General features: G+C 55.1%; 25 protein-coding genes. 11 read left to right on the forward strand and 14 right to left on the reverse strand.

The window, feature by feature from the left end; all coding sequences use genetic code 11:
- Positions 1-122: 122 nt before the first annotated feature.
- The 13 genes from BMS17_RS03670 to BMS17_RS03730 all read right to left on the reverse strand — a co-directional run bounded on the left by BMS17_RS03670 (position 123) and on the right by BMS17_RS03730 (position 13,536).
- Positions 123-647 carry a nitrous oxide reductase accessory protein NosL gene (locus BMS17_RS03670; RefSeq protein ID WP_046028113.1) on the reverse strand — a complete coding sequence of 175 codons (525 nt, stop codon included), beginning with the start codon at positions 645-647 and terminating at the stop codon, positions 123-125.
- Positions 648-672: 25 nt separating this feature from the next.
- Positions 673-1,503 (reverse strand): ABC transporter permease, encoded by an 831-nt coding sequence (locus BMS17_RS03675; protein ID WP_046028114.1) that lies wholly within the window; start codon positions 1,501-1,503, stop codon positions 673-675.
- Positions 1,500-2,423: an ABC transporter ATP-binding protein gene (locus BMS17_RS03680; RefSeq protein ID WP_046028115.1), complete on the reverse strand. Its 924-nt coding sequence runs from the start codon at positions 2,421-2,423 to the stop codon at positions 1,500-1,502. Before BMS17_RS03680 ends, BMS17_RS03675 begins: the two co-directional genes overlap by 4 nt.
- Entirely contained in the window at positions 2,420-3,727 is a 1,308-nt protein-coding gene (locus BMS17_RS03685; protein WP_077430435.1) for a nitrous oxide reductase family maturation protein NosD, read from the reverse strand. The genes BMS17_RS03680 and BMS17_RS03685 overlap by 4 nt, the downstream gene beginning before the upstream one ends.
- Positions 3,728-3,754: 27 nt before the next feature.
- Positions 3,755-5,674: a TAT-dependent nitrous-oxide reductase gene (gene nosZ / locus BMS17_RS03690; protein ID WP_046028118.1), complete on the reverse strand. Its 1,920-nt coding sequence runs from the start codon at positions 5,672-5,674 to the stop codon at positions 3,755-3,757.
- Between the two features lie 54 nt (positions 5,675-5,728).
- Entirely contained in the window at positions 5,729-7,909 is a 2,181-nt protein-coding gene (gene nosR / locus BMS17_RS03695; protein WP_371916719.1) for a transcriptional regulator NosR, read from the reverse strand.
- Positions 7,910-8,019: 110 nt separating this feature from the next.
- Positions 8,020-9,408, reverse strand: coding sequence for an oxygen-independent coproporphyrinogen III oxidase (gene hemN / locus BMS17_RS03700; RefSeq protein ID WP_077430437.1), 1,389 nt, complete (start codon positions 9,406-9,408; stop codon positions 8,020-8,022).
- A gap of 21 nt (positions 9,409-9,429) precedes the next feature.
- On the reverse strand, positions 9,430-10,770 hold the full coding sequence (locus BMS17_RS03705; RefSeq protein ID WP_046028122.1) for a coproporphyrinogen III oxidase: 1,341 nt from the start codon (positions 10,768-10,770) through the stop codon (positions 9,430-9,432).
- Positions 10,771-10,884: 114 nt separating this feature from the next.
- Entirely contained in the window at positions 10,885-11,328 is a 444-nt protein-coding gene (locus BMS17_RS03710; RefSeq protein WP_077430438.1) for a CopD family copper resistance protein, read from the reverse strand.
- Between the two features lie 33 nt (positions 11,329-11,361).
- Positions 11,362-11,823, reverse strand: a complete 462-nt coding sequence (moaE, locus tag BMS17_RS03715) for a molybdopterin synthase catalytic subunit MoaE (protein ID WP_077430439.1) — start codon at positions 11,821-11,823, stop codon at positions 11,362-11,364.
- 4 nt (positions 11,824-11,827) lie between these two features.
- The gene (locus tag BMS17_RS03720; RefSeq protein ID WP_046028126.1) at positions 11,828-12,073 is read right to left on the reverse strand and encodes a MoaD/ThiS family protein; all 246 of its coding nucleotides are present in this window, start codon (positions 12,071-12,073) and stop codon (positions 11,828-11,830) included.
- Positions 12,070-12,543 carry a cyclic pyranopterin monophosphate synthase MoaC gene (moaC, locus tag BMS17_RS03725; protein WP_046028127.1) on the reverse strand — a complete coding sequence of 158 codons (474 nt, stop codon included), beginning with the start codon at positions 12,541-12,543 and terminating at the stop codon, positions 12,070-12,072. Before moaC ends, BMS17_RS03720 begins: the two co-directional genes overlap by 4 nt.
- 345 nt (positions 12,544-12,888) lie before the next feature.
- A complete protein-coding gene (locus tag BMS17_RS03730) occupies positions 12,889-13,536 on the reverse strand; it encodes a hypothetical protein (protein ID WP_077430440.1) in 648 nt (215 codons plus the stop codon).
- 570 nt (positions 13,537-14,106) lie between these two features.
- Between BMS17_RS03730 and BMS17_RS03735 the strand changes: the two genes are divergently transcribed.
- The 11 genes from BMS17_RS03735 to BMS17_RS03790 all read left to right on the forward strand — a co-directional run bounded on the left by BMS17_RS03735 (position 14,107) and on the right by BMS17_RS03790 (position 23,117).
- The gene (locus BMS17_RS03735) at positions 14,107-14,313 is read left to right on the forward strand and encodes a hypothetical protein (protein ID WP_046028130.1); all 207 of its coding nucleotides are present in this window, start codon (positions 14,107-14,109) and stop codon (positions 14,311-14,313) included.
- 150 nt (positions 14,314-14,463) lie between these two features.
- Positions 14,464-15,144 (forward strand): DUF3313 domain-containing protein, encoded by a 681-nt coding sequence (locus tag BMS17_RS03740; RefSeq protein WP_077430441.1) that lies wholly within the window; start codon positions 14,464-14,466, stop codon positions 15,142-15,144.
- A 147-nt stretch (positions 15,145-15,291) separates the two neighbouring features.
- Positions 15,292-15,753, forward strand: coding sequence for a hypothetical protein (locus BMS17_RS03745; protein WP_077430442.1), 462 nt, complete (start codon positions 15,292-15,294; stop codon positions 15,751-15,753).
- 17 nt (positions 15,754-15,770) lie between these two features.
- Complete coding sequence (locus BMS17_RS03750; RefSeq protein ID WP_046028133.1) at positions 15,771-16,112, forward strand: hypothetical protein; 342 nt, start codon at positions 15,771-15,773, stop codon at positions 16,110-16,112.
- A gap of 874 nt (positions 16,113-16,986) precedes the next feature.
- Positions 16,987-17,808: a winged helix-turn-helix domain-containing protein gene (locus BMS17_RS03760; RefSeq protein ID WP_077430443.1), complete on the forward strand. Its 822-nt coding sequence runs from the start codon at positions 16,987-16,989 to the stop codon at positions 17,806-17,808.
- Positions 17,805-18,287, forward strand: a complete 483-nt coding sequence (locus BMS17_RS03765) for a hypothetical protein (protein ID WP_077430444.1) — start codon at positions 17,805-17,807, stop codon at positions 18,285-18,287. Before BMS17_RS03760 ends, BMS17_RS03765 begins: the two co-directional genes overlap by 4 nt.
- A 297-nt stretch (positions 18,288-18,584) precedes the next feature.
- Positions 18,585-18,833, forward strand: a complete 249-nt coding sequence (locus BMS17_RS03770) for a hypothetical protein (protein WP_077430445.1) — start codon at positions 18,585-18,587, stop codon at positions 18,831-18,833.
- 187 nt (positions 18,834-19,020) lie between these two features.
- Positions 19,021-19,416, forward strand: coding sequence for a hypothetical protein (locus BMS17_RS03775; RefSeq protein WP_077430446.1), 396 nt, complete (start codon positions 19,021-19,023; stop codon positions 19,414-19,416).
- A 199-nt stretch (positions 19,417-19,615) separates the two neighbouring features.
- Positions 19,616-20,584: a helix-turn-helix domain-containing protein gene (locus tag BMS17_RS03780; RefSeq protein ID WP_046028140.1), complete on the forward strand. Its 969-nt coding sequence runs from the start codon at positions 19,616-19,618 to the stop codon at positions 20,582-20,584.
- Between the two features lie 355 nt (positions 20,585-20,939).
- Positions 20,940-22,511: an EAL domain-containing protein gene (locus BMS17_RS03785; RefSeq protein ID WP_077430447.1), complete on the forward strand. Its 1,572-nt coding sequence runs from the start codon at positions 20,940-20,942 to the stop codon at positions 22,509-22,511.
- Between the two features lie 105 nt (positions 22,512-22,616).
- Positions 22,617-23,117 (forward strand): outer membrane beta-barrel protein, encoded by a 501-nt coding sequence (locus BMS17_RS03790; RefSeq protein ID WP_046028143.1) that lies wholly within the window; start codon positions 22,617-22,619, stop codon positions 23,115-23,117.
- Between the two features lie 53 nt (positions 23,118-23,170).
- Here the strand turns inward: BMS17_RS03790 and BMS17_RS03795 are convergent, their stop codons facing one another.
- Complete coding sequence (locus BMS17_RS03795) at positions 23,171-23,629, reverse strand: MarR family winged helix-turn-helix transcriptional regulator (RefSeq protein WP_046028153.1); 459 nt, start codon at positions 23,627-23,629, stop codon at positions 23,171-23,173.
- Between the last annotated feature and the right edge of the window lie 140 nt (positions 23,630-23,769).

The raw sequence follows: 23,769 nt of genomic DNA on the forward strand, positions 1-23,769 counted from the left end.
CTCCTGGGCATCGTCGATGCCAAGCACTGGGGACATTGCGGGCCCCCATCATTGAACAAGCGCAAACAGACCGACTTGACGGCGATCAGATTTCATAAAAGATCGGACAGGTAATCGAGCGATCAGTGAGTCGCGTGCGACATGGCCGGTTGCTGAAGCACCGACTGATCGATATCGCCGAACCGCAGCACACGACCACCCTGCTCGGTGGCCAGTTTCTGTGCCGCCTGCTCACTGGAGAAAGACGCCAGTACGATGCCCATCGCCCCCTTGAGCCCGGTGCCGACCACATAGAAGGCATCCTTGGCATCGATCAGTTGGGAATCATCCGGTGCGTTCCACGGACTGCGGCCCATGTCGTGGACATACAACCGGGCATCGCCATGATGATTTTCCGGCTGCAACCACCAACCGATCATCTCCGCCGTGGAGCAGAATTTCTTGATGCCGCCAGGCTCGACCACTTCCCCCTTCGGCCCCGGGAAGCCGTTGATGATCATGCCGCAGACATGGCATTCATCACTGGGATGGAAGGCGCTGGGAAGGTCGCTGTACGCGGCTTGCGCGGGTTTGTCACACGCTGTCAGCAGCAGACAGACCATCAGGCCCGCCATAGCGCGTAACGTCGTGTAGTAACGGTTTTTCATTGTCAGGTGCTCCAAAGGTATGAATTCAGGTCGCCCGTCGACGGAACAGCAGCCAGGCCGAACCCAACGGCGCCGCTACCCACAACAACAGACACAGCCAGAGCATCGCGCCCGGCATCGGCAGATCACTGCCGAGCGTCAGTACGCCGGCCGTACTGACGCCGGTTTCAAAACCGGAAAGATTGATCAAGCGATAGACGTCGGCAGGATTGAGCAGCAGCAACCAGGGCAATACCTGCGGGTTGAAATGCCCTTCGCTGAGCACCAGCAAGGCCAGCAGCGCCAGGTCAAACACCAGCACGAAGAAAAACCATACCCCCAGCGCGAGTCCGGCCGCCGTGGATTTTTCGGCCGACACGCTGCTCAGCACATACGCCAACCCCAGAAAGCCCCAGCCCAATAGCGTCGACGACAGCATGAAGCGTGCGAACGCCCAGAACAGCAACTGCAGTTCGACATCCTCCACGCAGACAGCGATCGCCAGCATCGCGCAGCCGAAACCGATCAGCGTGGCCAGCGCCAGGATCATCCCGTGGCCAATAAACTTGCCCAGCAGGATGTGCCCGCGCCCCAGCGGGTAGGTCAGCAATAGCAGCAACGTGCCGCTTTCGTCCTCACCGACGATGGCGTCATAGGCCAGCAGCAAAGCAATCAGCGGCATCAGGAACGTCGCGAGGCTGGCCAGGCTGGCGATGGTCGCCGGCACCGAGGTAAAGCCCAACTGACCGGAAGCCGCGGCGCCCAGCCAGGCGATGCCGGTGGCCAACACTGCGAACAACAGGCTGATCGCCAACAACCAGCGGTTACGCAAACCGTCGTTGAACTCTTTGCGGGCCATGTTCCAGATCGGATTCATGCGATCTCTCCAGTGGGGCGCGTGCCGGCCCGCCCTATGTAAAAGCGGTAGATGTCTTCCAGGGAGGGTGGGTCGATTTCCACGTCCGCCGGCTCGTCGTCATTGAGCAATTGGCGCAACAGATCGAGTTTGTTGCCATTGAGCGCCGCCACTTCCAGGCCTTCCACGCCCCAGCGCTGAGTGACGTGCCCGGCATTGTTCCAGGACGCCTGCAAAGGCCCGGCGTGCTTGAGCCCGTTGGCGCGAATCAGCGTCGGCAACCCGGCTTCCTCGCGCAGGCTGCGCAGACTGCCCAGCGCCAGCAGACGCCCCTGGGTCAAAATCGCCGCACGGTTGATGTGCGCCTCGACGCCCGGCAACACGTGGGAACAGAGAATGATGCTGGTGCCCTGGTTGCGCAGGCGGTCGAGCAACCGGTACAGGTCTTGAGTGGCAATGGGATCGAGGCCGACCGTCGGCTCGTCGAGCAGCAACAAACGCGGTGCGCCGAGCAAGGCTTGCGCCAGCCCCAGGCGTTGGCGCATGCCCTTGGAGTAAGTCTTGACCCGGCGATGCGCCGCGCCCGCCAGGCCGACTTCCTCCAGCAGCACGTCCACCTGAGCAGGCGCGGCGCCTTTGAGTCGGGCGAAATGGCGCAAGGTCTCCAGGCCACTCATCTGCGGATAAAAGGTCACGTTCTCCGGCAAATACCCCAGCAGCCGTCGAACGTGCGGGTCACTGGGCAAGCGGCCAAACACCCGGACTTGCCCTTCGCTGGCGGTCAGCAGGCCCAGCACCAATTTCATGCTGGTGGTCTTGCCGGCACCGTTGTGCCCGAACAAACCCAGCACTTCACCTTCGGCCAGGCTCAGGTTCAGCTGATGCAACACCGTGGTGTGCCCATAGCGTTGGCTGACGCCTTCCATGTCGATGACATTCATGCAACGGGCTCCTTGGTCAGGGGTTCAGTGGTGGGTTTCATCAGCGGATGGCTGTCGAGTACGCCCGGCGACTTGATCACCGGAAACGCCCGTTGCACCCAGCGCAACAACTCGATCCCGGGACTGTTCATCAACAGCCGCACTTGTGGGTACAGCCACAGCAGGCGGTCGACATTGTCGTTGGGTTCGTAGGCGATATCGCCCAGGCCATCGTTGTTGCGGTCCCAGCCCAGGTAGTCGCTCCAGAAATTGCCCCGGCCATCCACCGACCATTCCTGCAAGCGGGTGGCAACGTATTTGACCTGCCGTTGGTTGCCGACAAACGCGTTGTCGGCGATGCGGTTGTCTTCGGAGCCGGCGGTGAGGTGAATGCCCACGGCGCTGTGCTCGAAATGGTTGTGTTCGATGCTGTTGAACAGCGAGTTGTAGATGAACAACGCCTTGCCCTCGGCACCGCTGATCATGCTGTCGCCGGTCGAGCCGTCGCGCACGTCGGTGACGAAATTGTCGCGCAAGGTGGAGTAAGTGATGTAGTTCATCAGGATGCCGTAGTTCTGATCCTGTTCGGAGCGGTTGCCGATCACCGTGAGCTTGCGGCTTTGCATCAAGGCATAGCCGGTGCGGGTGCGGCGGGTGATGTTGCCGATCAGCCGGTTGTCGTTGGCGAACATGTAATGCACGCCGTAACGCAGGTCCTCCAGGGTATTGCCCTGCAGCAGGTTGCCGTTGGACGTGTCGATGTAGATGCCATCGCGGGTGTCGCGCACCTGGTTGCCAATGACATTGGCACCATGCACCGCATACAGATGAATGCCATTGCCACGATCCTGCGATCGCAGCGTCGGGTCGCCCTGGATGCGGTTGTCGATCAGGCTGGCATCCTGCGTACCGTCGACCCAGATTCCAAAGCCCTGGCCTTGCATGCGATTGCCCTTGATCACCACGCCACGGGCCTTGGGCTGGATGAACACCGCTGCATTCATGGCGGTGAGATCGTGCCCCCAATCCAAAAACGTGCAGCCCTCGATCACGACATCGGGCGCACTGATGATGATCCCGTTCCCCTGCCCTTGCGCCTGAAAGACGGCACCGGGCTCGCAAACAATCTGCATCGGTTGATCGACACTGAACGTGCCACGGTACTCGCCTGCCGGCAGGTGCCAGCGTTGTTCAGCGTCAACCCGCAACGGTAGCGTGGTGACGGGTTGAACTGCCGCCAGCGCACTGCCTGACATCAACAGGAGCAACAACGCAAAGACGTTTATCCCGCAACCACGCACTGGGGTGTCCTTGATGTCGGCCATGGGTTCGCTCCTGTCGATTGGCAACGGTCAGGCCCGCTCGACTTTCATGCGGCCGACCATTTCCATGTGCAGCGCATGGCAGAACCAGCTGCAGTAGTACCAATGCAAGCCGGCCTTGTCGGCCGTAAACGTAATCGACGATGTTTGCTGCGGACTGATCTCCATGCTGGCGCCATGGTTGGTCATGACGAAGCCGTGGGACACGTCCTCGATCTGGTCGATGTTGGTGATGGTCACCGTGACTTCGTTGCCCTGTTTGACGGTGAACTCGGGCAGGCCATAGGCCGGCGCCATGGACGTCATATAGACCCGCACCTGATTGCCATCGCGGATGACCTTGTTGTCGGTCTCCAGATTGATCCCGTCTTTCTTGGCCAGTTCTACGGTGGCGGCGAAGAACGGGTCGTTACGGTCCCAGATCTTTTTGGTCTTGATCTGGTCCCGGCGCGCCAGGATGCAATCGTGAGGTTCGGCAAATGCGGGACCGTCGTGCACCAGCTTCATTTCTTCGCCGGAAATATCGATCAGTTGATCGTTTTCCGGGTGCAGCGGTCCGGTCGGCAGGAAGCGGTCCTTGGAGAATTTGCACAACACCACCAGCCACTTGCCATCGGCGTCACTGGTTTCAGTCAGCGAGGCATGGTTATGGCCAGGCTGGTACTGCACGTCGAGCTTCTGCTTGATGTAATTGACCTTCTCGCCTTTGTAGGCGCGTACCGCTTCGGCCATGTTCCACTTCACCACCTGACTGTCGATGAACAGCGTGGTGTAGGCGTTGCCGCGACCGTCGAACGTGGTGTGCAAAGGCCCCAGGCCCAGTTCCGGCTCGGCAATGATCACCTCGCGCGGGTCGCTGAACTTGTCGGCGAACAGGTCGTCCAGACGGTCAATGGCAATCATCGAGACGGTGGGCGAAAGCTTGCCGTTGGCAATGAAGTACTTGCCATCGGGAGATGTATTCAGGCCGTGCGGGTTCTTCGGAACCGGGATGTAGCGGGTGAACTCGGAGTCTTTTCCATCGGTTTTTCGACCGTCGACCACGGGCACTTTCGAGCCTTCCAGGGTGATGAACTTGCCGGCCTTGATCGCGGCTTCGATGCGCGGAATGTTGTACACCACGACCCAGTCGCGCTCATTACGCATCATGCCGCCCAAGTCGTAGGCTTTTTCCGAGTTGTAGCAGGTGGAAGCGGCGTACTTGCCGGTGAAATCGGCGTCGGTGTTGTCCAGGTTGCCGTCGACGATCACCTGGAAAGCCATCTCCATCTTCTCGGCGTCAATGGCGTTGAACATCGTGAAGCTGTTCTTGTCTTGCAGATCGAAGGTGTGGCCGTCATTAGGGTGCGGAATGACAAATTCGGCATTGGCGAACACGTACTTGGTGTAAGGCACTTTTTGCAGTCGCAGGCCATGGATGGCTTGCACATTCGGCACGGTGAGCATCTTGTCGCACTTCATGATGTCCAGGCGGATGCGCGCGACACGGGAGTTGGCCTTGTCGTTGATGAACAGGTACTTGCCGTCGTACTTTCCGTCCGTCATGGAGATGTGCGGGTGATGGCAATCGCCGTTCTGGAACTTGGCGCTGTCGCCCAGGATCCGCTTGCTTTCGTTGGTCAGGCCCCAGCCGGTGGCGGAGTCGACGTTGAACACCGGGATGCGCATCAACTCGCGCATCGACGGCACGCCCAACACGCGCACTTCGCCTTGATGACCGCCACTCCAGAAGCCGTAGTACTCGTCCAGTTCACCGGGGCCGACATGGATTTTCGCTTGCGCATCCTTCACCGCCGCCGCCCAGGACTCGCGGCTGAACACCGTGCCGCCGAGGGTCGCGGCCCCCGCCAGCACCGCGCCGGTGACCGCACTGCTGCCAAGAAAACCGCGACGGCTGAGCCCCGCCTGCTCTACTTCTTCACCAGGCTTTGTGGATTCTGAGTCAGTCATTTTGTCTACTCCTTGAAGGGAAAAACGGTCTCCGCGGACGTGCGCTCGCCAGGTTCATTCAGCAGCCGTCACTTCCACGACAGGGATCAATTGCGCCGACACGGGCGCCGATTTTTCGCGTTTCCTGCGCTTGTTGATCAGCGGCGGGCATTTGTTTTCGTTGTGATAGGTCATCTGGCAATCGAGGCAGTAATGGCACTCGTTGGCATTGATCCGGCCATCCGGGTGAATCGCCTGGATCTCACATTCCTTGGCGCACAACTGGCATGGGTTGCCGCAGTCCTTGCGGCGCTTGAGCCAGTCGAACAGACGCAATTTCGTCGGTATGGCCAACGCCGCGCCCAATGGGCAGATGTAGCGGCAATAGACTTTTCGGGTGAAGAGATTGATGACCAGCAATGCCACCGCGTACAGCACGAACCACCACTGGCGGTCGAATCGCAGGGTGATGGCGGTCTTGAAGGGCTCTACCTCGGCGAACAGTTCGGCGCTGGACATCGACTCCAGGGACAGGCCGAAGAGCAGCAGTAAAATGATGTACTTGATCGCCCACAGCCGTTCATGGACCGCGAAGGGCAATTCGTATTGAGGGATCTTCAGCTTGCGCGCGGCTTCGTTGATCAGCTCTTGCAGCGCGCCAAACGGGCACAACCAGCCGCAGAACACCCCACGGCCCCACAGCAAAATGCTCGCCGCAGTGAACACCCACAGCATGAAGATCAGCGGATCGGTGAGAAACAGCTCCCAACGGAAGTGCTCGAACAAAGCATGGACAAACGTCAGGACATTGACCACCGACAGCTGCCCCAGGGCATACCAGCCCAGAAACACCACGGTAAAAAGCAAATAACCGCGACGCAGCCAGTGCATTAAACGCGGCCGGCGAGTGAGTTTGTCCTGCAGGAACAGGATCGCTGTCAGCAGCAGCAACGCGCTGGCCAGTACGCCAATCTGAAAGTACTTCTGGTACCAGATGGTCAACCACATCGGCCGTTTGGCTTCTTCGATGGCGGCCAGTTCTTCGGCGCTGGGGGCTGGTCGCTCAAGGTAGAGTTCGGGCAATTGGTAGGCCAGTTCGAAACTGCTGAAGGTGCCGCTGACCGGACCGGTCTGACGCCGCACCAGCAACTCCAGGGACCAGGGCGATCCAGGATCGAAACCCGCCTGCTTGCGCACAATGAACACCGACATTTCAGTGAATTCGGGCATGCCCTGGGCAAACACGTCGGACAGCCGCTGATGATCCATGTCGCGAAAACTGATGACATTGCCGAACTGGCGCAATTGCACCCGATCGAAAATCCCACCGCGCACATAACCCGAGCCTTTATAGGAATACAGCCCGCGCCCGAGCACCGCGATGGCCTGCTCGCCGGGTTTGAGGTCCTGCATGAGGAAGCGATATTGATTGTCGCCCAACAGCGCGCGGCCAATGGTCGGCGGGTTCAAGTCGGCGGTGTACAGCTCGATAAAGGTGTCATCGAGGTGCTCCGGGGTGGCGTTCTCGACGCCTTCGGCATCGGTGCCCTTGAAGGCGGCATCGACTTGCCCGCGGGTCAGGCTCAATCGGCGAATGGCCCCGTTGCCGGTCAATTGCTCCCAGGTGGCGGGTTCGAAAAAATCCTGGCGCACGATGGCGGGCTTGTTCACCCGGGCGCCCTTGTCCTCAATCAACTTGAGCGAGACGGCGACTTCATGGGCGGCCCGCATGATGACTTCGTTGACCACCATGGCGGTGACGGTTGCACCGGCGATGGCATCCACGGTGACCGCACTCGGGTCGCTGGAATGGCCGACGACCACGCGCTGATTGACGCTGATCCCTGTGTACCTGGCGCTGAAGTCATGCAGTTTTACTTCGGGAATGCCGATCAGCAGAATCGGCTCGTGGTGCTCCAGCACATAGGCATCCTTGATCACGCCGGCCGTGTCGAGGATCACCTGGGTATTGATCGGCTTGCCCGAGTAAGCCGGAATATCCACCACATCCAGGCTCTGGAAAACGTAACCGATGACCTTGCCGGCCGCCGACAACGTGCGCACTTTGAAGGTGCCTTGCGGGTCGGAGACCGAATCGGTTTGAGGGAAGACCTTCTCGATGCGTTGCTGCTCGATGTCACCGTATGATTTAGCCTGCACCACCGCGAACGTCGCGACCATCAGCAACAGCATCACCGCCAGCCCGACGCTCCAGACGCGCAGGTTGCCAGGTTTCGAAGGCGGGTGGGTTGTCATGGCTTCGCTGATTTCAAGGGGCCTGACGGTCATGGTAGGGAGCGTTTCGTGCCCTGCCCTTGATTGAGATCAACTTGCCGGCATTCCTTGTGCCAGAGCGTCCCGCTGCTTCAAACGGTGCGGGAAAACTGACCTTTTTGTTCGCCTCCCAGGTAAGCGTCAAATGCCATCGCGGCACTGCGCATCATCAAATGCCCTTGCGGCAACAGCACCAATTCGTCGCTGTGAATCTGCAAGAGTCCATCACTTACAAGCTCGTCCAGTTGCGCCAGCGCCTCGGCAAAATACTCGGTGAAGCAAATACCATGGCGCGCTTCGAACTTGCCGAAATCGATCCGGCCATGGCACATCAGGTCGCTGATCACTTCGCGGCGCAACAGGTCATCGGCGCTCAAGCGGTAACCCCGATGCACCGGCAACAAGCCTTGATCGATACGGGCGTAGTACTGCGAAAGCTCTTTGACGCTCTGGCTGTAGCTGTCGCCGACCTTGCCGATCGAAGACACGCCGAGGCCGATCAAGTCGCAGTCGGCATGGGTTGAGTAGCCCTGGAAATTACGTTGCAGGGTGCCATGGGTGCGGGCCAGCGCCAGTTCATCCTCCGGCAGGGCGAAGTGATCCATGCCGATGTAAACATAACCGGCCTCGGTCAGACGGCGGATGGTCAGTTCGAGTAACTCCAGCTTGCGCTCCGGTGGCGGCATGTCCGCCGGACGAATCAACCGTTGCGCCCGCACCAGTTCAGGCAAATGGGCGTAGCTGTAGGCCGCAATCCGGTCAGGGCGCAGGGCGATGATCTTGCCCAGGGTGGTGTCGAAACTCTGCACCGTTTGCAGGGGCAAGCCGTAAATCAGATCAACGCTGATCGACTTGAATTGCGCCTCACGCGCCGCCGCGACCAGCGCATAGATCTGCGCCTCACTTTGCTGGCGATTGACCGCTGCCTGCACATCGGGATCGAAATCCTGCACGCCGAAACTCAGGCGATTGAAGCCCAGTTGACGCAATGACTGGATCTGCTCCGTGCTGATGGTGCGTGGATCGACCTCGATGGAAAACTCGTGATTATCGCTGTCGTCCATATCGAATGCCTGATGCAGGCAGTCCATCAGGTCGGCCAGTTGCTCGCTGGTCAGGTACGTCGGCGTGCCCCCGCCCAGGTGCAGCTGCGTGAGCTTGCGCGTGCCGTCGAACAAGGCCGCCTGCATGGCAATTTCGCGCTTGAGGTAGGTCAGGTATTCGACCGCACGATGGGTTTTCTGGGTGATGATTTTGTTGCAGGCGCAGTAGTAGCAAAGGCTTTTGCAGAACGGAATATGGATGTACGCCGACAGCGGTTTGGGCGACGCCGCCTGGTTGCTGTCGTGGACTGCGCGCTGGTAGTCGTCGACGGCAAATGCCTGATGAAACTGCGGCGCCGTCGGATAAGAGGTGTAGCGCGGCCCCGGACGGTCATACTTTTCGACCAGGGCTCGATTGAAATCGAATGAAGGCTTCATGATCAATCAACTCGCAAAGGGTTAATGCCTTGCACTGCCCGAATCCTTTTCAAACAGACTGCAGATGGCATCCACTTCCGGCCGGCCGGCGGGAAGAATGCTGATGAAACGGTCTGACAATTCAATCAACCCATCACGATTCAATTGCTCCAGCAACGGCCAGACCGAGGAGAAGTACTGGGGGAAACTCAATCCGTAGCGCTTCTCGATGGCACGAATATCCAGTTCCTGATCACACGACAGTCGCTCCATGACCGTGTGCCTGATCTGGTCCCCCGCCTCGAAACGCCAGCCTCGGCAGGTCGGCAATTGCTCACTGTCGAGTTGTTGCTGATACTGTTCAATTGAATCAGTGTTTTGCGTATACACCTCGTCGATCTGACTGATGGCCCCCAGACCAAACCCGACGTGGTCGCAATAACCGTGACGGGTAAACCCCTCGCAGGTACGACGTAACCGGCCTCGCTCCTGGGCAATCGCCAGGTCATCATCGGGCCGGACAAATTGCCCCATGCCAATGTAGTGATACCCCGCGCCAAGCAATCGCTCGAAGCAGATCTGCCGCATCGCGCTCTTGTCGTCCTGGCTGCACGGGGTCCTGGTCGTATCCCCCCGCCCGGACCGATAGCGCCGAGGTGGCCGGGCGTAGTCGAACACCATGAGCCGGTCCGGCTCCAGCTCGATGATCGTCGCCAGTTTCAGCGCGAAACTGTCTGGCGTTTGCCAGGCATGACCAAAACCCAGGTCAACATTGATGGAGCGAAAGCCGAAGGTGCGCGCAGCGTCGATCAATGAATGGATGGGGGCCGGGTTCTGGTAACAGTCCACCGACAGCTCACTGTCGGCACCGATATCCGGAACACCGATGCTGACATGGCTGAACCCCTGGTCGCGCAACACCCCCATGGTCGCCCAATCAGTATGGTGCAGATCAACGTCGACGCTGTAGTCGCCACTCTCTTGCCTGAGAAAATTGAACCGACCACTTAGATGGCTCATCAAGCGCACGACATGGGACGTCGCAGGTGTTCCGCCCCCCAGGTGAAACCGCTCGACCCGCTGCCCAGCCCCCAAATGGCAACCCACCAGGTCAATCTCATGCTCCAGACGCTTGAGGTACTGCTCGATACCGCGTTCACAGGTAGCATCGTGCACACAGGACGATGGCCTGAGGGTGCAAGGCAGCCAGACACTCAAGGCCAGGGGGCGCTGCTTCTGACGACTGCCGCGCAAGGCTCGCAGCAAATCCAGTGAACCGATGCCGTCATGAAATTTTTGCGTGTCGGTGGGGTAACCGGGGTCGAGAACGCCTTGGTCGCTGCGAACATTCAACTCGCCGGGGGTGTGAAATAAGTCGAGCATGCCGGTTCTCCGTGGCTGGCTGCGAACCGCTAGTGTCGGAGTTTGACGATCGACGCACCTTGATTTGCATCAAGCCCGATCGAAGCGTTCAAACCGCCCGCCGGACAACACCGGTCACCACGCCACGTAAAACATTGCCTTGGCCAGCAAGACAATGGCGACCATATGGCAGAACAGGCTGCCATGGATCAATTGCACGTATCGAGCCTTCATGCGGTCGCTGTGAAACAAGAACATGGCCACCAGAAAATGCAGCAATACACTGACGGCGAGCACTATTTTCAGCATCAGCAATGTGCCGAATGCAGAGGCCAAGGGTGCGGCCAGGACCGGCAGATAGCGCAGCCACACCATGCCCAGTCCCGCACCGAACAACACCAGCAGAACCCAGGGCATCAGGGTCCGGGCCCGGCGGCCAATACCCTGCTCGACCAGCAGCATGACCCTGGCGGGCAAGTGTTTGCGGATACTTTCTAAAAACAGGACTTCGAAGAACACCGTGCCGATAAAGATCAGCGCAGCGAATAGATGCAAGATTAAAAATGGCAGGTAGAGCATAGGATTCTCGCTCTCTTTTCAGCTGGATATGATTCAGTCAGGAATGCCGCGATCCCATCGTTGTGCCGCCTCGCGATCACTGTCACGGGCCTCGACCCACTGCGAACGATCGGCCACCTGTTCTTTTTTCCAGAACGGTGCGCGGGTTTTCAAGTAATCCATCACGAACGCACAGGCATCGAAGGCCGCCTGCCGATGAGCACTGCTGACACCGACAAAGACGATCGGCTCGCCCGGTAGCAGTTCGCCCACCCGATGAATGAGCACCAGTCCAAGCAGCGACCAACGCTGCCGGGCTTCATCGGCAATCTTGCCAAGCGCTTTTTCGGTCATGCCGGGGTAATGCTCAAGAAACATTCCATCGACTTCGTTCCCGGCATTTAAGTCCCGCACATAGCCGACAAAGCTCACCACGGCGCCCACACTCATACTCGACGCCTGCAGCGCGTTGATTTCGGCACCGGGGTCGAAGCCCGCGGTCTGAACTCGAATCACCGCCTCACCCCCCTGTCACGGTGGGGAAAAAAGCCACTTCATCACCGTCGCTCAACGGCTCGTCAAGCCCACACATGTCCTGGTTGCGAGCGCACATGAGATTGTGTTCGGCCAGTACTTGCCAGACTCCGCCACGATGAGCCAAATGTTCACGCAGCTGGTTAAACGACGCGAATGCACCTTCAATGGTTTCGCCATCGACGCCCAGCGTTTCGCGATAACGCGAAAAATACAAAATAGTCAGTTTCATTGGTCCGGCGCCTGATACCGACCGCTCTTTCCGCCCTGCTTCTCCAGCAAGCGCACAGATTCGATCGTCATGCCCCGGTCCACCGCTTTGCACATGTCATACAGTGTCAGGGCCGCCACACTGACCGCCGTCAATGCTTCCATCTCGACCCCTGTTTGCCCGGCCACTTTGCACCGCGAAACAATGCGCACACGATGTTCGCCTTGAACACTCAGTTCGACGGTGACGCTACTCAAGAACAGTGGATGGCACAGCGGGATCAACTCGCTCGTGCGCTTGGACGCTTGAATACCGGCAATGCGTGCGACCGCGAAGACATCGCCTTTAGGGTGACCACCCCGGACAATCAACTGCCGTGTTTCGGTTTGCATCCGTACCCAGGCTTCGGCCACCGCCTCTCGGCAGGTCACGCTTTTATCGGTGACATCAACCATCCTCGCGTGCCCCTGCGAGTCGAGATGGGTCAGCATTCCTTCATTCATGAGCGTTAGCCTTGTACTGGGCCCCAGAGGTGCCGGACGGATTCGGGAAGCCGTCCGGTCCCTTGGATATCGGCTTATGAGCAGAATACAGAGCAGGCGAATACACGCGGTTGACACCAATCAAGAAACCCGAGAATCGGTGATGACGCAACGGCGTGCCATTGAGGGGGGACTGCTGAACGTTTTGCCCGACCGCTGAGGTGGGTCCGGCGTTCAGGTTTTCGGGGCTCAAACGACAGAACCTCCGGGTGCAGGCCTGATTCAGACTTGCACCCGGAGGTTCAGTGGCTTTCGGACGGGGGCTCGTGCGCAAGACTTACGCGCAGAACCGACTTAGCATGCGTTTGCTACTGTCCGCAGAGGCGCAACGGCGTAGTCCTGTTGTCTTGCTCGCTGAGTCAACACCAGCATTGCCAGGAAGCCGAGTGCAATCAGTACCGGATAGGCCATCAACAGTTCGGAAAGCGAATATTTCCAGGCCAATGGGCGACCGACGCCCAACATGGCGGCATACATCCAGGACACGGCTGACAGCGAGCCGCAGAACAGCGCCATCATGCGTGCGCTGAATCCGAGATGGAGCAAGGAACCGGCCTTTTGCAGCGCTGGCAGCACCAGGCGATGCAACAAGACGCCGTTGTAAGTCAGCAATGTGACGATAATCACTTTGGCCTGCAGCTTTGGATTCATGAAGTAATTGGCACCTTTTTCCAGGTAGTCAATACCGACGATAGCGGCACCGGTTACCCACAAAAATATCAATGCGACGACGACAGACTTCTGAAGACTTTCCATGTGAGCATTATCATGCTCGCTGAATACCTTTCGTTTTAACAGGTCTTTCACCATCGCAATATCACTGGTCAACACCAAACCAATAGCGACACAACAGGCCACCAAATGGACGTAAACAACACCTAGACGCAACAGCTCCATAAATTCTTTATTTTCGAGCAGGCTCATGATTGTATTTATCGCCACGGTATTCTCTCCAACTTATTCAGCAGTAAAGATCAACTATCCGCGGGTTATCATTTATTAATAACCCTGCACAACCTTACTGATACAAGACAAGCCAAATCATAAACTTGGCAATGTTAACCTCATTGATTCGCCTGGCAAATCAACGATCGGTTTGTGTGCTGCCTCCTGATTTTCGGATAAAAAAATCCCCATCTGCATTCAATGCATATGAGGTTCAATTTCCACTTCTTTTTTGCGGCTACACGGGCAGGTCATGGCTGACGTGCTGAAGAATCAGAGGCCAAAGACGCGGCAATGTTCATTTTTTAGGCAAAAGCCCGACAAACGGTGTGGAAAACGGAAACGCAGACATCGACATTATTGGATCAACTTTCCCGTCAGCCCGTATGACAACTGGGCTGCTTGTTTACATGAACTTAAAATATTGTCTCATTGGATCCATTAGTTGCTACTTCACTCACAACACCCGCAAGAGAGAGCGACTCTCATCTAGAGCCACTCTCAACTAAACAGTCATACTTTTTACATCAAAAAAACGCACTTGATAATCGACGCGAGCAGTAATGGGTGAACACCATCAGTCCGGGCACCCTTTTCACCCATCAGGCGCGGGAGAAATTGAGCGGCCCACGTGGCGAAGACACGCGGCTCATGGGCTCCGAAGGCACATTCATTACCGGCAGCGACATTTTGATGGCGCGGGGCTTCACGGCTCGCGCAGCCCCATGGCATGAGGTCGGTCACGCTTTCTCGGTGAAACTTAATAGTTTTTAAGGGTTATTGATTCGGATTATCCAGCGGCCGCAGGCAGCATCCGCCCCGCATTGACCGACGTGCAAGCATCAGTTTTGTTTCGCTCAGGTCGGTATCGGGGGGCCAGGTTGGAACCTGAATGAAAACTTTCATCACATGAGAAAAAAATACATGACCATGTCGAACAAATGGATTGCGGGTATTGCCCTGAGTTGCGTGTTTCAGGTCGGCTGTGTCTCGAAGGTCGCAGAGCAAGAACAATTTTCGGGCTTCCTGGCCAATTATCAGGGTCTGGAAGAGCAAACGACACCGAGCGAAAAGAAAGTGCTGCGCTGGATAAAGCCTGGGTTTGATCCTCACGCCTATTCCACTGTCGTGTTCAAGAAGGTAGAGCTGTACCCGGCACCGAAACCGACCGATCGCATCAATCTGCAAACCCTGCAAGACGTACAGACTATGGCCAGCAACAGCGTCCGGAACGCCTTCGCGCCCTCGTACACGATTGTTTCGGATGCACGACAAGCACCGGCCGGTTCACGAACTTTGATCTTGCAGGCGGCGATCACCGAAGTCGGCGCCAAGAACGAGGGCATGCATTGGTATGAGGCTGTACCGATCTCGGCAATCGTCGGGGCAACACAAGCCGCCACCGGGCATCGCGACCAGACTGCCGAGCTGTTTATCGAAGCCGACCTGATCGATGCCAAAACCGGTTTGCCGGTCGCCAAGGTGGTACGCAAAGTGTTCGGCGAGACCTTGGATAATGAGAGCCAACCCATTGCCTCCAAGGACTTCAAAGCCGCGCTCAAAGACATGACGAGCGACATGCAGGCACTGCTTTCCAAGCAGTAACAACCGTGGGATACCCCATCGCACACGCTGAATCGCGGCCATTCATTGTCATGAATTGCATTGCGAGCAGACATGCATGGGGTTTTTTGCGTCTGGCCTGATCAAACCGTCAGGCCATGTAACGACGACTAACGAGAGTCCGACTTGATGAAAATACTGACCTCAACCTTATCGGCCTTTGTACTGCTCGCCAGTTCTGCTGCATCGGCGGTGACGGTGGTGCCACTCAAAAGCCAGACGTCCCAGACAATCCAGCAAGACACCAGCGCCTGCCAATCACAGGCCAATGCTCAATTCCCGATACAAAACACAGTGCCATCCGGTGGCCGGGTAAAAGGCGCTGCCACCGCCGCTGTCGCCGGAGCCACCGCAGCGCAGGTTCGGGGCAACCAACATGACAATGTCTACGACCAGATCGACGACGATACCAAGCAAGACTATCGCCAGAACCGTGCCGGAAGCGCCGCAGCTGCCGGCGTGGTGATCGGGGGATCAAGACAACGTCAGGAACGCAGACAAAACGCTGGAACCACCGACCAAAGCATCGCCGCCAACAACTCCGTGTACAGCAGTTGCCTGCAACAGCGTGGCTACAACGTTTTGCCTTGAACTTGAGGACCCTGTCGATGCGTCTTTTATTTATCCCAGTAATGACCTTTAGCGCCCTGCTATTGGGCGGTTGTACTAACGCTCCGAATGACCCGACCTCAACGTTGCTAACAGACAAGTCGCCCGAACAATATGTCGATTGCGTCGTCCCGAAGCTGGAGAACCATGAACTCGATCCTGCCGTGTCCCACAGCGAGCGCAGTTCCAGGGTCGTGGTGTCGAGTAAAGTAGCCGTAGACAAAGTGCTTGAGACTTACAAGACACAAAAGGGTGGCAAGGTTTATCTGTACGAGCGTCAACTGCTCGTCTCAACCTTCATGCCCTCCAGCTTCGAGCGCGCCGCACTGGAATGCCTGTAGTCCTGAAAGACACCTTGGTGTCCTGGGTGCACACGCAAAGTGGCAGGTTAACGCTACAGCGTCACAGATGAGTCGATGTAATTACCCGGTCATGAGCGCCCCCCACGTTTCCCCCTCCCTCTGAAATCGTTTTCTCCCTTCCCTACACCTGCCCTGCCCTCACCTGCACTCACTCAACTATCCGCCTCCAATGGCCTGGAGGCGTGTCTTCAACCTCCCGGGCCTGGGGGCGCTGGTTCAGGCTCCGTCACCCTCATGGGGCTCTATACGCGGCGCAACAAGACATAAAAAAACCCCACGTCCGCAATGAAGGGACGTGGGGCAAAGGGATATGAAACGAGAGGTGAGGATCGTTTGCGCCACGACAAACAAACCACGAAAGCAGTTTGCGTCCACGCTCCTCAAAAACCATTTAAAACTGCCGTGAACCTGATGCAAAGTTAATAAGTATCAAAAATGATTGTTAGCCATTTGAGGCGCGCCAATCCGTTGTCATTGATAATTTACAAGCGCAATCAAGCGCGTAAAGTGACAATCAAAGCCTGTCGCGCAAATGGGAATCAGTTCAGCCGAAGTGTAACATTAGGTTAAAATTGTAGGCCGTCCCGCCCCCGGCCTCGCACTTTTCGGATAGCGCGAATGACGCGTACCCAGCATCATCATTGCCCCCGATTGAAACCCCGTGGATTACCCTTGCTTGATTCCAGTGATATTTTTGATGGGCTTTTCCAGCACTGTCTAGTGGCTCACTCTGCACCTTCTGCGCTTGCCCGCTCATAGCCTTTCATCTCTCCGGCAAGACTGTAACGCGTCAAATCCAGCCTATCAAAACCGTCTCTATACTCAGCCAGAACCACCTGAACGGAGGACCCCCATGCACTACGCCTTCAAGTTGAAAAATGGTGCCATGGCTCTTTTCGACCCAGACACCGCCTTGCTTTCCATCACGACACCCTATGGAGATGTACAAAACTCCACGATAGGTAGAGCTGAATCCCGTCTACTGGACCTGCTGCTCAAGGAACCCGGTCAGACCAAAAGCCGTGAAGAGATCATCGACTACACCTGGAATGACCGCGTCGTTGCATCGGGCAGTTTGAATCAGGCTGTTTTCTCCCTTAGAAACATTCTCAACGACAGTCGGGACCATGAGATTTTGATGACGGTTCCTCGAAGAGGATATTGCTTCAACCGTCACTATGTCGTCGATGCACAGGCAGACTTGCCGACGCCCGCAGAAGAAGCCGGGCAACCTGTTGCGCCTGCCATTGAAGAGCCTGCGCCAACAAAAACCGATGAAATTCTGGTGCGCCCAGCGGAAACTAAAAAATCAACTTACATTACAAAAATCCAGTCAGTCGGCTATGTATTGACCTTGGGGGTATGCGCCTTCACCGGTTTCCACTCTGGATTCGACACACCCAAAATAGAAATCTCCAGCGTTAAACAGAACGAATTAGTCATCCATGCCGTTGGCCACAGTGTCGCGGAAGCTGAAACACTGAGGGATCTGTCAGCTAAGCAGGTACAACAGTTTTCACCTGATTTGAAAGGGCAGGTCTGGTTGAATTTGTTTAAATCAAACTATTCAGTTTCATGTGTTCGCCCGGACCTAAGCACTGCAAACTTACAATTGAACAGCAACCAAAAAGACCTCGCATTGATTATCCAGCAATGTTTGGAGGCAACCCTATGAAGCCAAAAATACCTGCAATTTCACACTGGATAGTGCTTGGCATCATCAACGCCGCCTGTATTTTTTCGTTGAACTATTCGCCGTCCTACTACATGGAAAATATCAGTTATCAAACCATTACCCGTCAATGGCTTGAAGATTCCAACCAACTCAACACTGAAGAATACCTAACCATTGGCCACGGTCGGCTGACACAAACCACTCTGGAAAGCCTGAACGGAAAAATTCGTAATGCAACTATCTCCGCGGATGTCATCCGGGAAAGCAATCATCACGTTCAGATAAGAATCAGCAGCGTCAAACTTAGCCAGGACAACGAACTGTTCGCCATTGAGAAGACGCCGGATCTTTTTTTCAGACGCCAATATGTTTTACAGGAAGGGGCCGTTTTAAATTACGAGCTTATCCCTACCACCGAAAAAAACGCCGTCTGTTTCTATGTGCATGAACTTGGTCGCTTGCGTTGCATGAACCACTAATCCATCTCCAGAAAGGCCTTCACGTTAATTTGACCTGACACAGACATTGATACACCTGAGTCCAATGAAGTTGATTCAAACAAAAAATAATAATTACTAATTTGAATCAAACGCCCTCCCCCGTCAAAGTCGCCCCTCTAAAATTCCAAGCGCCGTGCCTTCTGCCACTCAGCAGATAGCCGGCTCTGCACTTCTCCAAATAAGCCTCATGACATTCGGTCAAGTTATGTTTCGTTTAAAACACCTTTCCCTGAGATACCAGGGGAAAACATACACTTTTTGCGAGCCGTCAATTCGATGATAACCAAGATCCTGGCAGCTCTGTCTCTGGCTGCAATACCCCTGCATTCGCTGGCTCACGATGAGTACTCTACCGGCAGCACGGAAATTGAATTCTATGAAATAGAAGTCAGTCCGAACGAGAAGCTGAAACTGTCGCACTTGAAAATCCACGCCGAGAATGAATTCCATGGCGACGAGGGAGAAGCTGATAATCCACTCCCTCCTCCCACACAAAACTTTACCAATGAGCGACAAGCGTTTTAGCTCACCCCGCTTTGATAAGTGCTCGGGCCGTCATCTGCGAATAGAGCGGCTACTTGAGCATCCCAAATATGAGTTTTTGACTTTGATAAGTCGCCTGGGAGCACGACTATCCACAGGCCAAGCCGTGGCGGTGATGCGGCTGACACTCTGCTCTGCCTGAAAAATCATTAATAAGGAAAGCACGTCAATGCAGCTAAAAAACTTCGCAACCGCATCGTTCGGTGTACTGCTTTCTCTCAAGGCCATGGCCTATGACGAGGAACCTTGCAGCGCCGACCAGACACGCATCGAAAGCAATCAAAAAATGCTGAATGATGAAAAATCTCGTTACAAGATTTGCACAGACTATCGTGCTGATGATTTTTTTGCCTTTGATGCAGCTGCCCTCGGCCCAACAAGTGAAAAAACGGCCATCTTTGGTTCGAAAATAGCGCCGGGCAAACTTCAAAGCCTGCTGGATTTACCCATAAGCGATGCGTACGTATTTTCAGCTGCACTGGAGCTCATACCCGAGTCATTGACATCGATGCCTAAAACAAATGATAACGACATCGAAATCGATTCAAGTGTCGTTGCCTCATAGCCCATACCCCGAATGAGAGGATTTGGGAGTAACAAGATTGTTAAATCTCAGCGTCTGGTTTTCCGGGCGTCGCTGTCAAGGAGCGGTCAAATGGATCACTCGTCAAACTCTCTCGATCGGGTTTCTTTAGCTACTGACACCGCCGCCCCTGACAGCCATTGCCTGGCACAATCCATTTAGTTGAAGAGCGTTAAATTCCATGAGCATCCCTGATGAAGTCTTTCATATAACCTCTACTCCTGCGGACAACTCCAATAGAACGATTGGTCGCTGGGAGATGAGCCTCACCCCATCAGAGCATCAAGCAAGCATTCGGCAGCATAAGCTCATTCATAGCCCGAGACTCCAATGCAGCAGACTGGAATTTGATTCAGCGATCACGCTCATTAGCTCTGTTCCTGATGGCTTTGTAACCTTTGCCATTTCACAGGCTTCTGTAGGTCGGCCAACTGTAAACAATCATGAATTGCGCCCTAACGAAATCATCGTGCTGTATAGCGGTGAACCCGTGCATTACACCTGCGAACCGAATGAAACTCTTTTTACCCTGACCACGACGTTGGAACATTACGAGCAGTGCCTCGAAAATCACTCAACTATCGACGTTCTTGCCTATCGAAAGGAACACCGCTTTCAGGCTGCCAATTTCAAATTAATGCAATCTGCCATTCAGGCCATCAACGCCTACTGCGTGAACGTCAATGACCCGCCTTTAAAACAACGTGGCTGCTCAGAAATTTCAGCCATTGAAAGTGCGCTATTGATTTCGCTACTTCAGGCGCTGACACCTGTTGGTACCTTGGCGCTTAAAGTTCCGACGAGAAGAACGGTCGCAATAAAAGCAATAGAATACATTCACAAAAACACGAAAAAGGCGCTTAGCATGAAGGCGCTGGTAAAACAGCTTGAAACGACAACTCGCACTTTGCATCATGGCTTCGTCGAAACATTCGGTATTTCGCCGATCGCCTACGTAAGAAATTTAAGACTCGCCAATGTCCGCCGAGACTTGATCCGTAAAACCTGGCCAACGGTTACCGAAACCGCAATGTATTGGAACTTCCACCATTTAAGCCGTTTTTCCAAGGCGTATCATGACGCTTACGGTGAAACCCCTTCAGTAACGGCCAGGCGCAACTCTGCAAAACTGGCATCCTCCAGCCGCTGAATATTTAAAGCCACGGCTGCACAACTCTTGATCGAGAAAAATCTGACTCATGCGGATCGCTGCAGGACTTTTCATGCCCTGCAGCTGACGCACCTTTGAGCAGCAGAAACATCAAAAATAACGATCAATAATTTTCATTCATCCCTCTTAATTGCCACTATTTCTTATTTCTAACTCAAGGGGATAAGTATGCGCTATCGATTAAACTCACTGCCGCTCAAACAGAAAATCATCTTTTGTCTTGCTGCCTACTTGTGTGGTGTCGCGTTAGCCTGGTTGATTGACGGTTAATCTCCCCCGCTGTTACTTCCCAAGCCAGGTCTCGCCAAGTCAAATAATGTTTTCCGGAGTTTTTATGATCGCAGCGTATAAAGCCTCGTTTAGAAAATACACCTTAGCTTTATGCGCAATGGCTGCAGCGGGTTCAATCGCATGGTTTTGTTCCGGGCAGCTTGCAGAGAATACTTTTGAGCAGCGCTTGAATAACGTTCACGACGATTTCAGTGCCGCTCAAGTCGAACCCAACACGCAAATCGATAAAGCACTGGAAGCCCTCGGCCGTTTTGATCGTTCAAGCCAGGAATGCTCCAGTGAGCAGTACTCACAAATAGCGGACACGGTGAAGAACTTTCGATTTATTTATCAAGCGGCAGTCCAACTTGAGAATGGCAGGATCTGCTCATCCTACGGGCAAAAAATCACATCGGTGTCAGCGGGAAACGAAAGCAACCGGATCCTGGTTAAAGGGCGAACCTATGAGATCAGTTCCGACCAGGCCACCTCAGCGGATACAGACTTCATCATTATTTCGCAGCAATCAGCATACGTTTGGGTCAACAAGGAAATACTTCTGGACAATATGAACCTTCCGGAAGAGGTGCAATTGGACCTGCGCGGTCCAGGCGGTATGGCGTCCATTACCTCTATGAACCGCCAGCCCCTGAAGTTGCAAGAGCCGTTTCCCCTTGAAGAACTTGTCACCACGACAGACAAAGCCTATGTCGCCTTTCCCAACAACCGTAACGAACTGATCTCAGTCCTCTCAGTTGCGCTGAGTGACCTGACAGCGCTCAGATGGAAGTTGTTCGTTGTTCTGGCGTTCATGCTGGAAGCGTTGGTCTACATCGCATGGCGGATTCACAGCTATTACACCTCCACCGTCGTTCAGTTACGCAAGGCCACAAGAGCGAACAAACTGAACGTTCACTACCAGCCTATTGTTAATTTGAGGACAGGACATCTGGTCGGCGCCGAGGCGCTGTCTCGCTGGAGCCTCAAAGGAGCCGCTATTCCGGAGGTTGTATTCATCGCGGCGGCAGAGAAGTCCGATTTGATTTGCGAGCTTACGCGCTCGGTCATGCGCCAGGTCGCGGAGGATTACAGCACCTATTTTTGGGCATGCAAGGATTTCTACATTGCGGTGAATCTTTCCGCTCAAGACATTCTCGATCAAACCTTTCCAGACTTTGTGGCCAGCATCATGGCTACGTACAACCTACCGGCGTCTGCCATCGTCTTTGAAGTCACGGAAAGAGCCTTGTTAGACCATGAAAGTGCATCCATTCAATTGCACCGACTTCGGGCGTGCGGGCATCGGATTGCCATTGATGACTTTGGCACGGGCTATTCCAGCCTCTCGTTCATCGAGTCAGTGCCTGTCGACATGCTGAAGATAGATCGCTCATTCATCACGAAGGACAAAATCGCCGCCAAGGACGCCTTGTGGCGACACATCACCCACATTGCCAAAGCGCTAAAGCTCGAGGTCGTCGCCGAGGGTGTCGAAACTCAACAACAACTACCGCACCTCGCTTCAGAAGGCATGTTGTTGGCTCAAGGTTGGTTATTTTCTAAAGAACTCCCCGCACATGCGTTGGCAAGACGTTTCTTTCAATGCCCTGCGAGCCTCAATCCTCAGACTGATTGAAGTAACCCAGAAATATAAATCAATGACTTCTATCAATCTGCGCAGTCACCCAAATTCTTGGCGAACACCTCACAATCGACAACCTGTAGAAGGACTCCACCTCACATGCTATTTCGCAACCTTGCCTGCGCTACTCTGCTTTCGTTGCTGTCTTTTCAGGCACTCGCGGACGACAAAGGTTTGTATCTTGGAGCTGGCGTAACCAACATTGAAACCGACAAATCTCACCTGAGCGATGAAGACAACAGCTATAAGGTTTTTGCAGGCTATCGTCTCAACGGATATCTGGCCTTCGAGGGCGCCTTCGTTGATCTCGGCCAATTCGAGGACAAGGATCTTGATTTCGATGGCAAATCTGTTCAGGCCGCCGCCCATATCGGTTTTCCGCTGGGAGACCGGCTGCGAGTTTTCGGTAGCGTCGGTGCTCACGCCTGGGATGCTGACGGCAATGCCAGCGATGATGACACTGGCGTGGATCTGACTTACGGTGCGGGCATTGAATTTGATGTATTCCGCAACATCGGCATCCGCGCGGAATATGAAGTACTGGAGGTCGGCGATATCGACCTGAATCAAACAACGGCATCTGCCTACGTTCTTTTTTAACGCCAACTTGAATTTGAGCGACCCTGCTGGTCGCTCAATGCACTCCCTGCCACTTACTCCCTGTCTTTCGTCGTGCGGATGAGATTGTTCCGCAGTTTCACAATAGCCTTCTGCATTTGTACGAAGTCTTCGGGATCAAGTCCGGTTTGCGGAAAGCCATCTTCGGTCAGGCCTTCACGCAGTTGTCGCCCCTCTTTTGTGAGTCTGATCCGCACTTGCCGCTCATCTTCCGGGTCGCGCTGGCGCAGCAAATAACCCATCGCCTCCAACTTCTTCAGGATTGGCGTGAGGGTATTGGATTCCAGGAACAGCTTTTCGCCAAGGCTGCCAACGGTCTGGTTGTCTTCCTCCCACAGCGCAACAAGAGTGATGTATTGCGTGTAAGTCAGGCCGAGCCGTTCGAGCATAGGCTTGTAAGCCTTGCCAAAGGCGAGGTTGGAGGAATAGACCGCAAAACAGAGGAAGTCAGAAAGCTTGAGATCGAGGGCGGAAGTCTTCTTAGCGGGTTTCATGATCATTCTCTGTGGCCAAAGACGTTTGGGGTTGTATGGCTCGACTATACATCGCATGCGATGGTATCGGAAGTGCCAACCCTTCTGCCGTTGTTATCTGGCCCGCTCACCAGGGATGCCCCTGGTGAGCCGGCTGTTTG

It is taken from the genome of Pseudomonas sp. C9 (assembly GCF_002000165.1).
Classification (GTDB): domain Bacteria; phylum Pseudomonadota; class Gammaproteobacteria; order Pseudomonadales; family Pseudomonadaceae; genus Aquipseudomonas.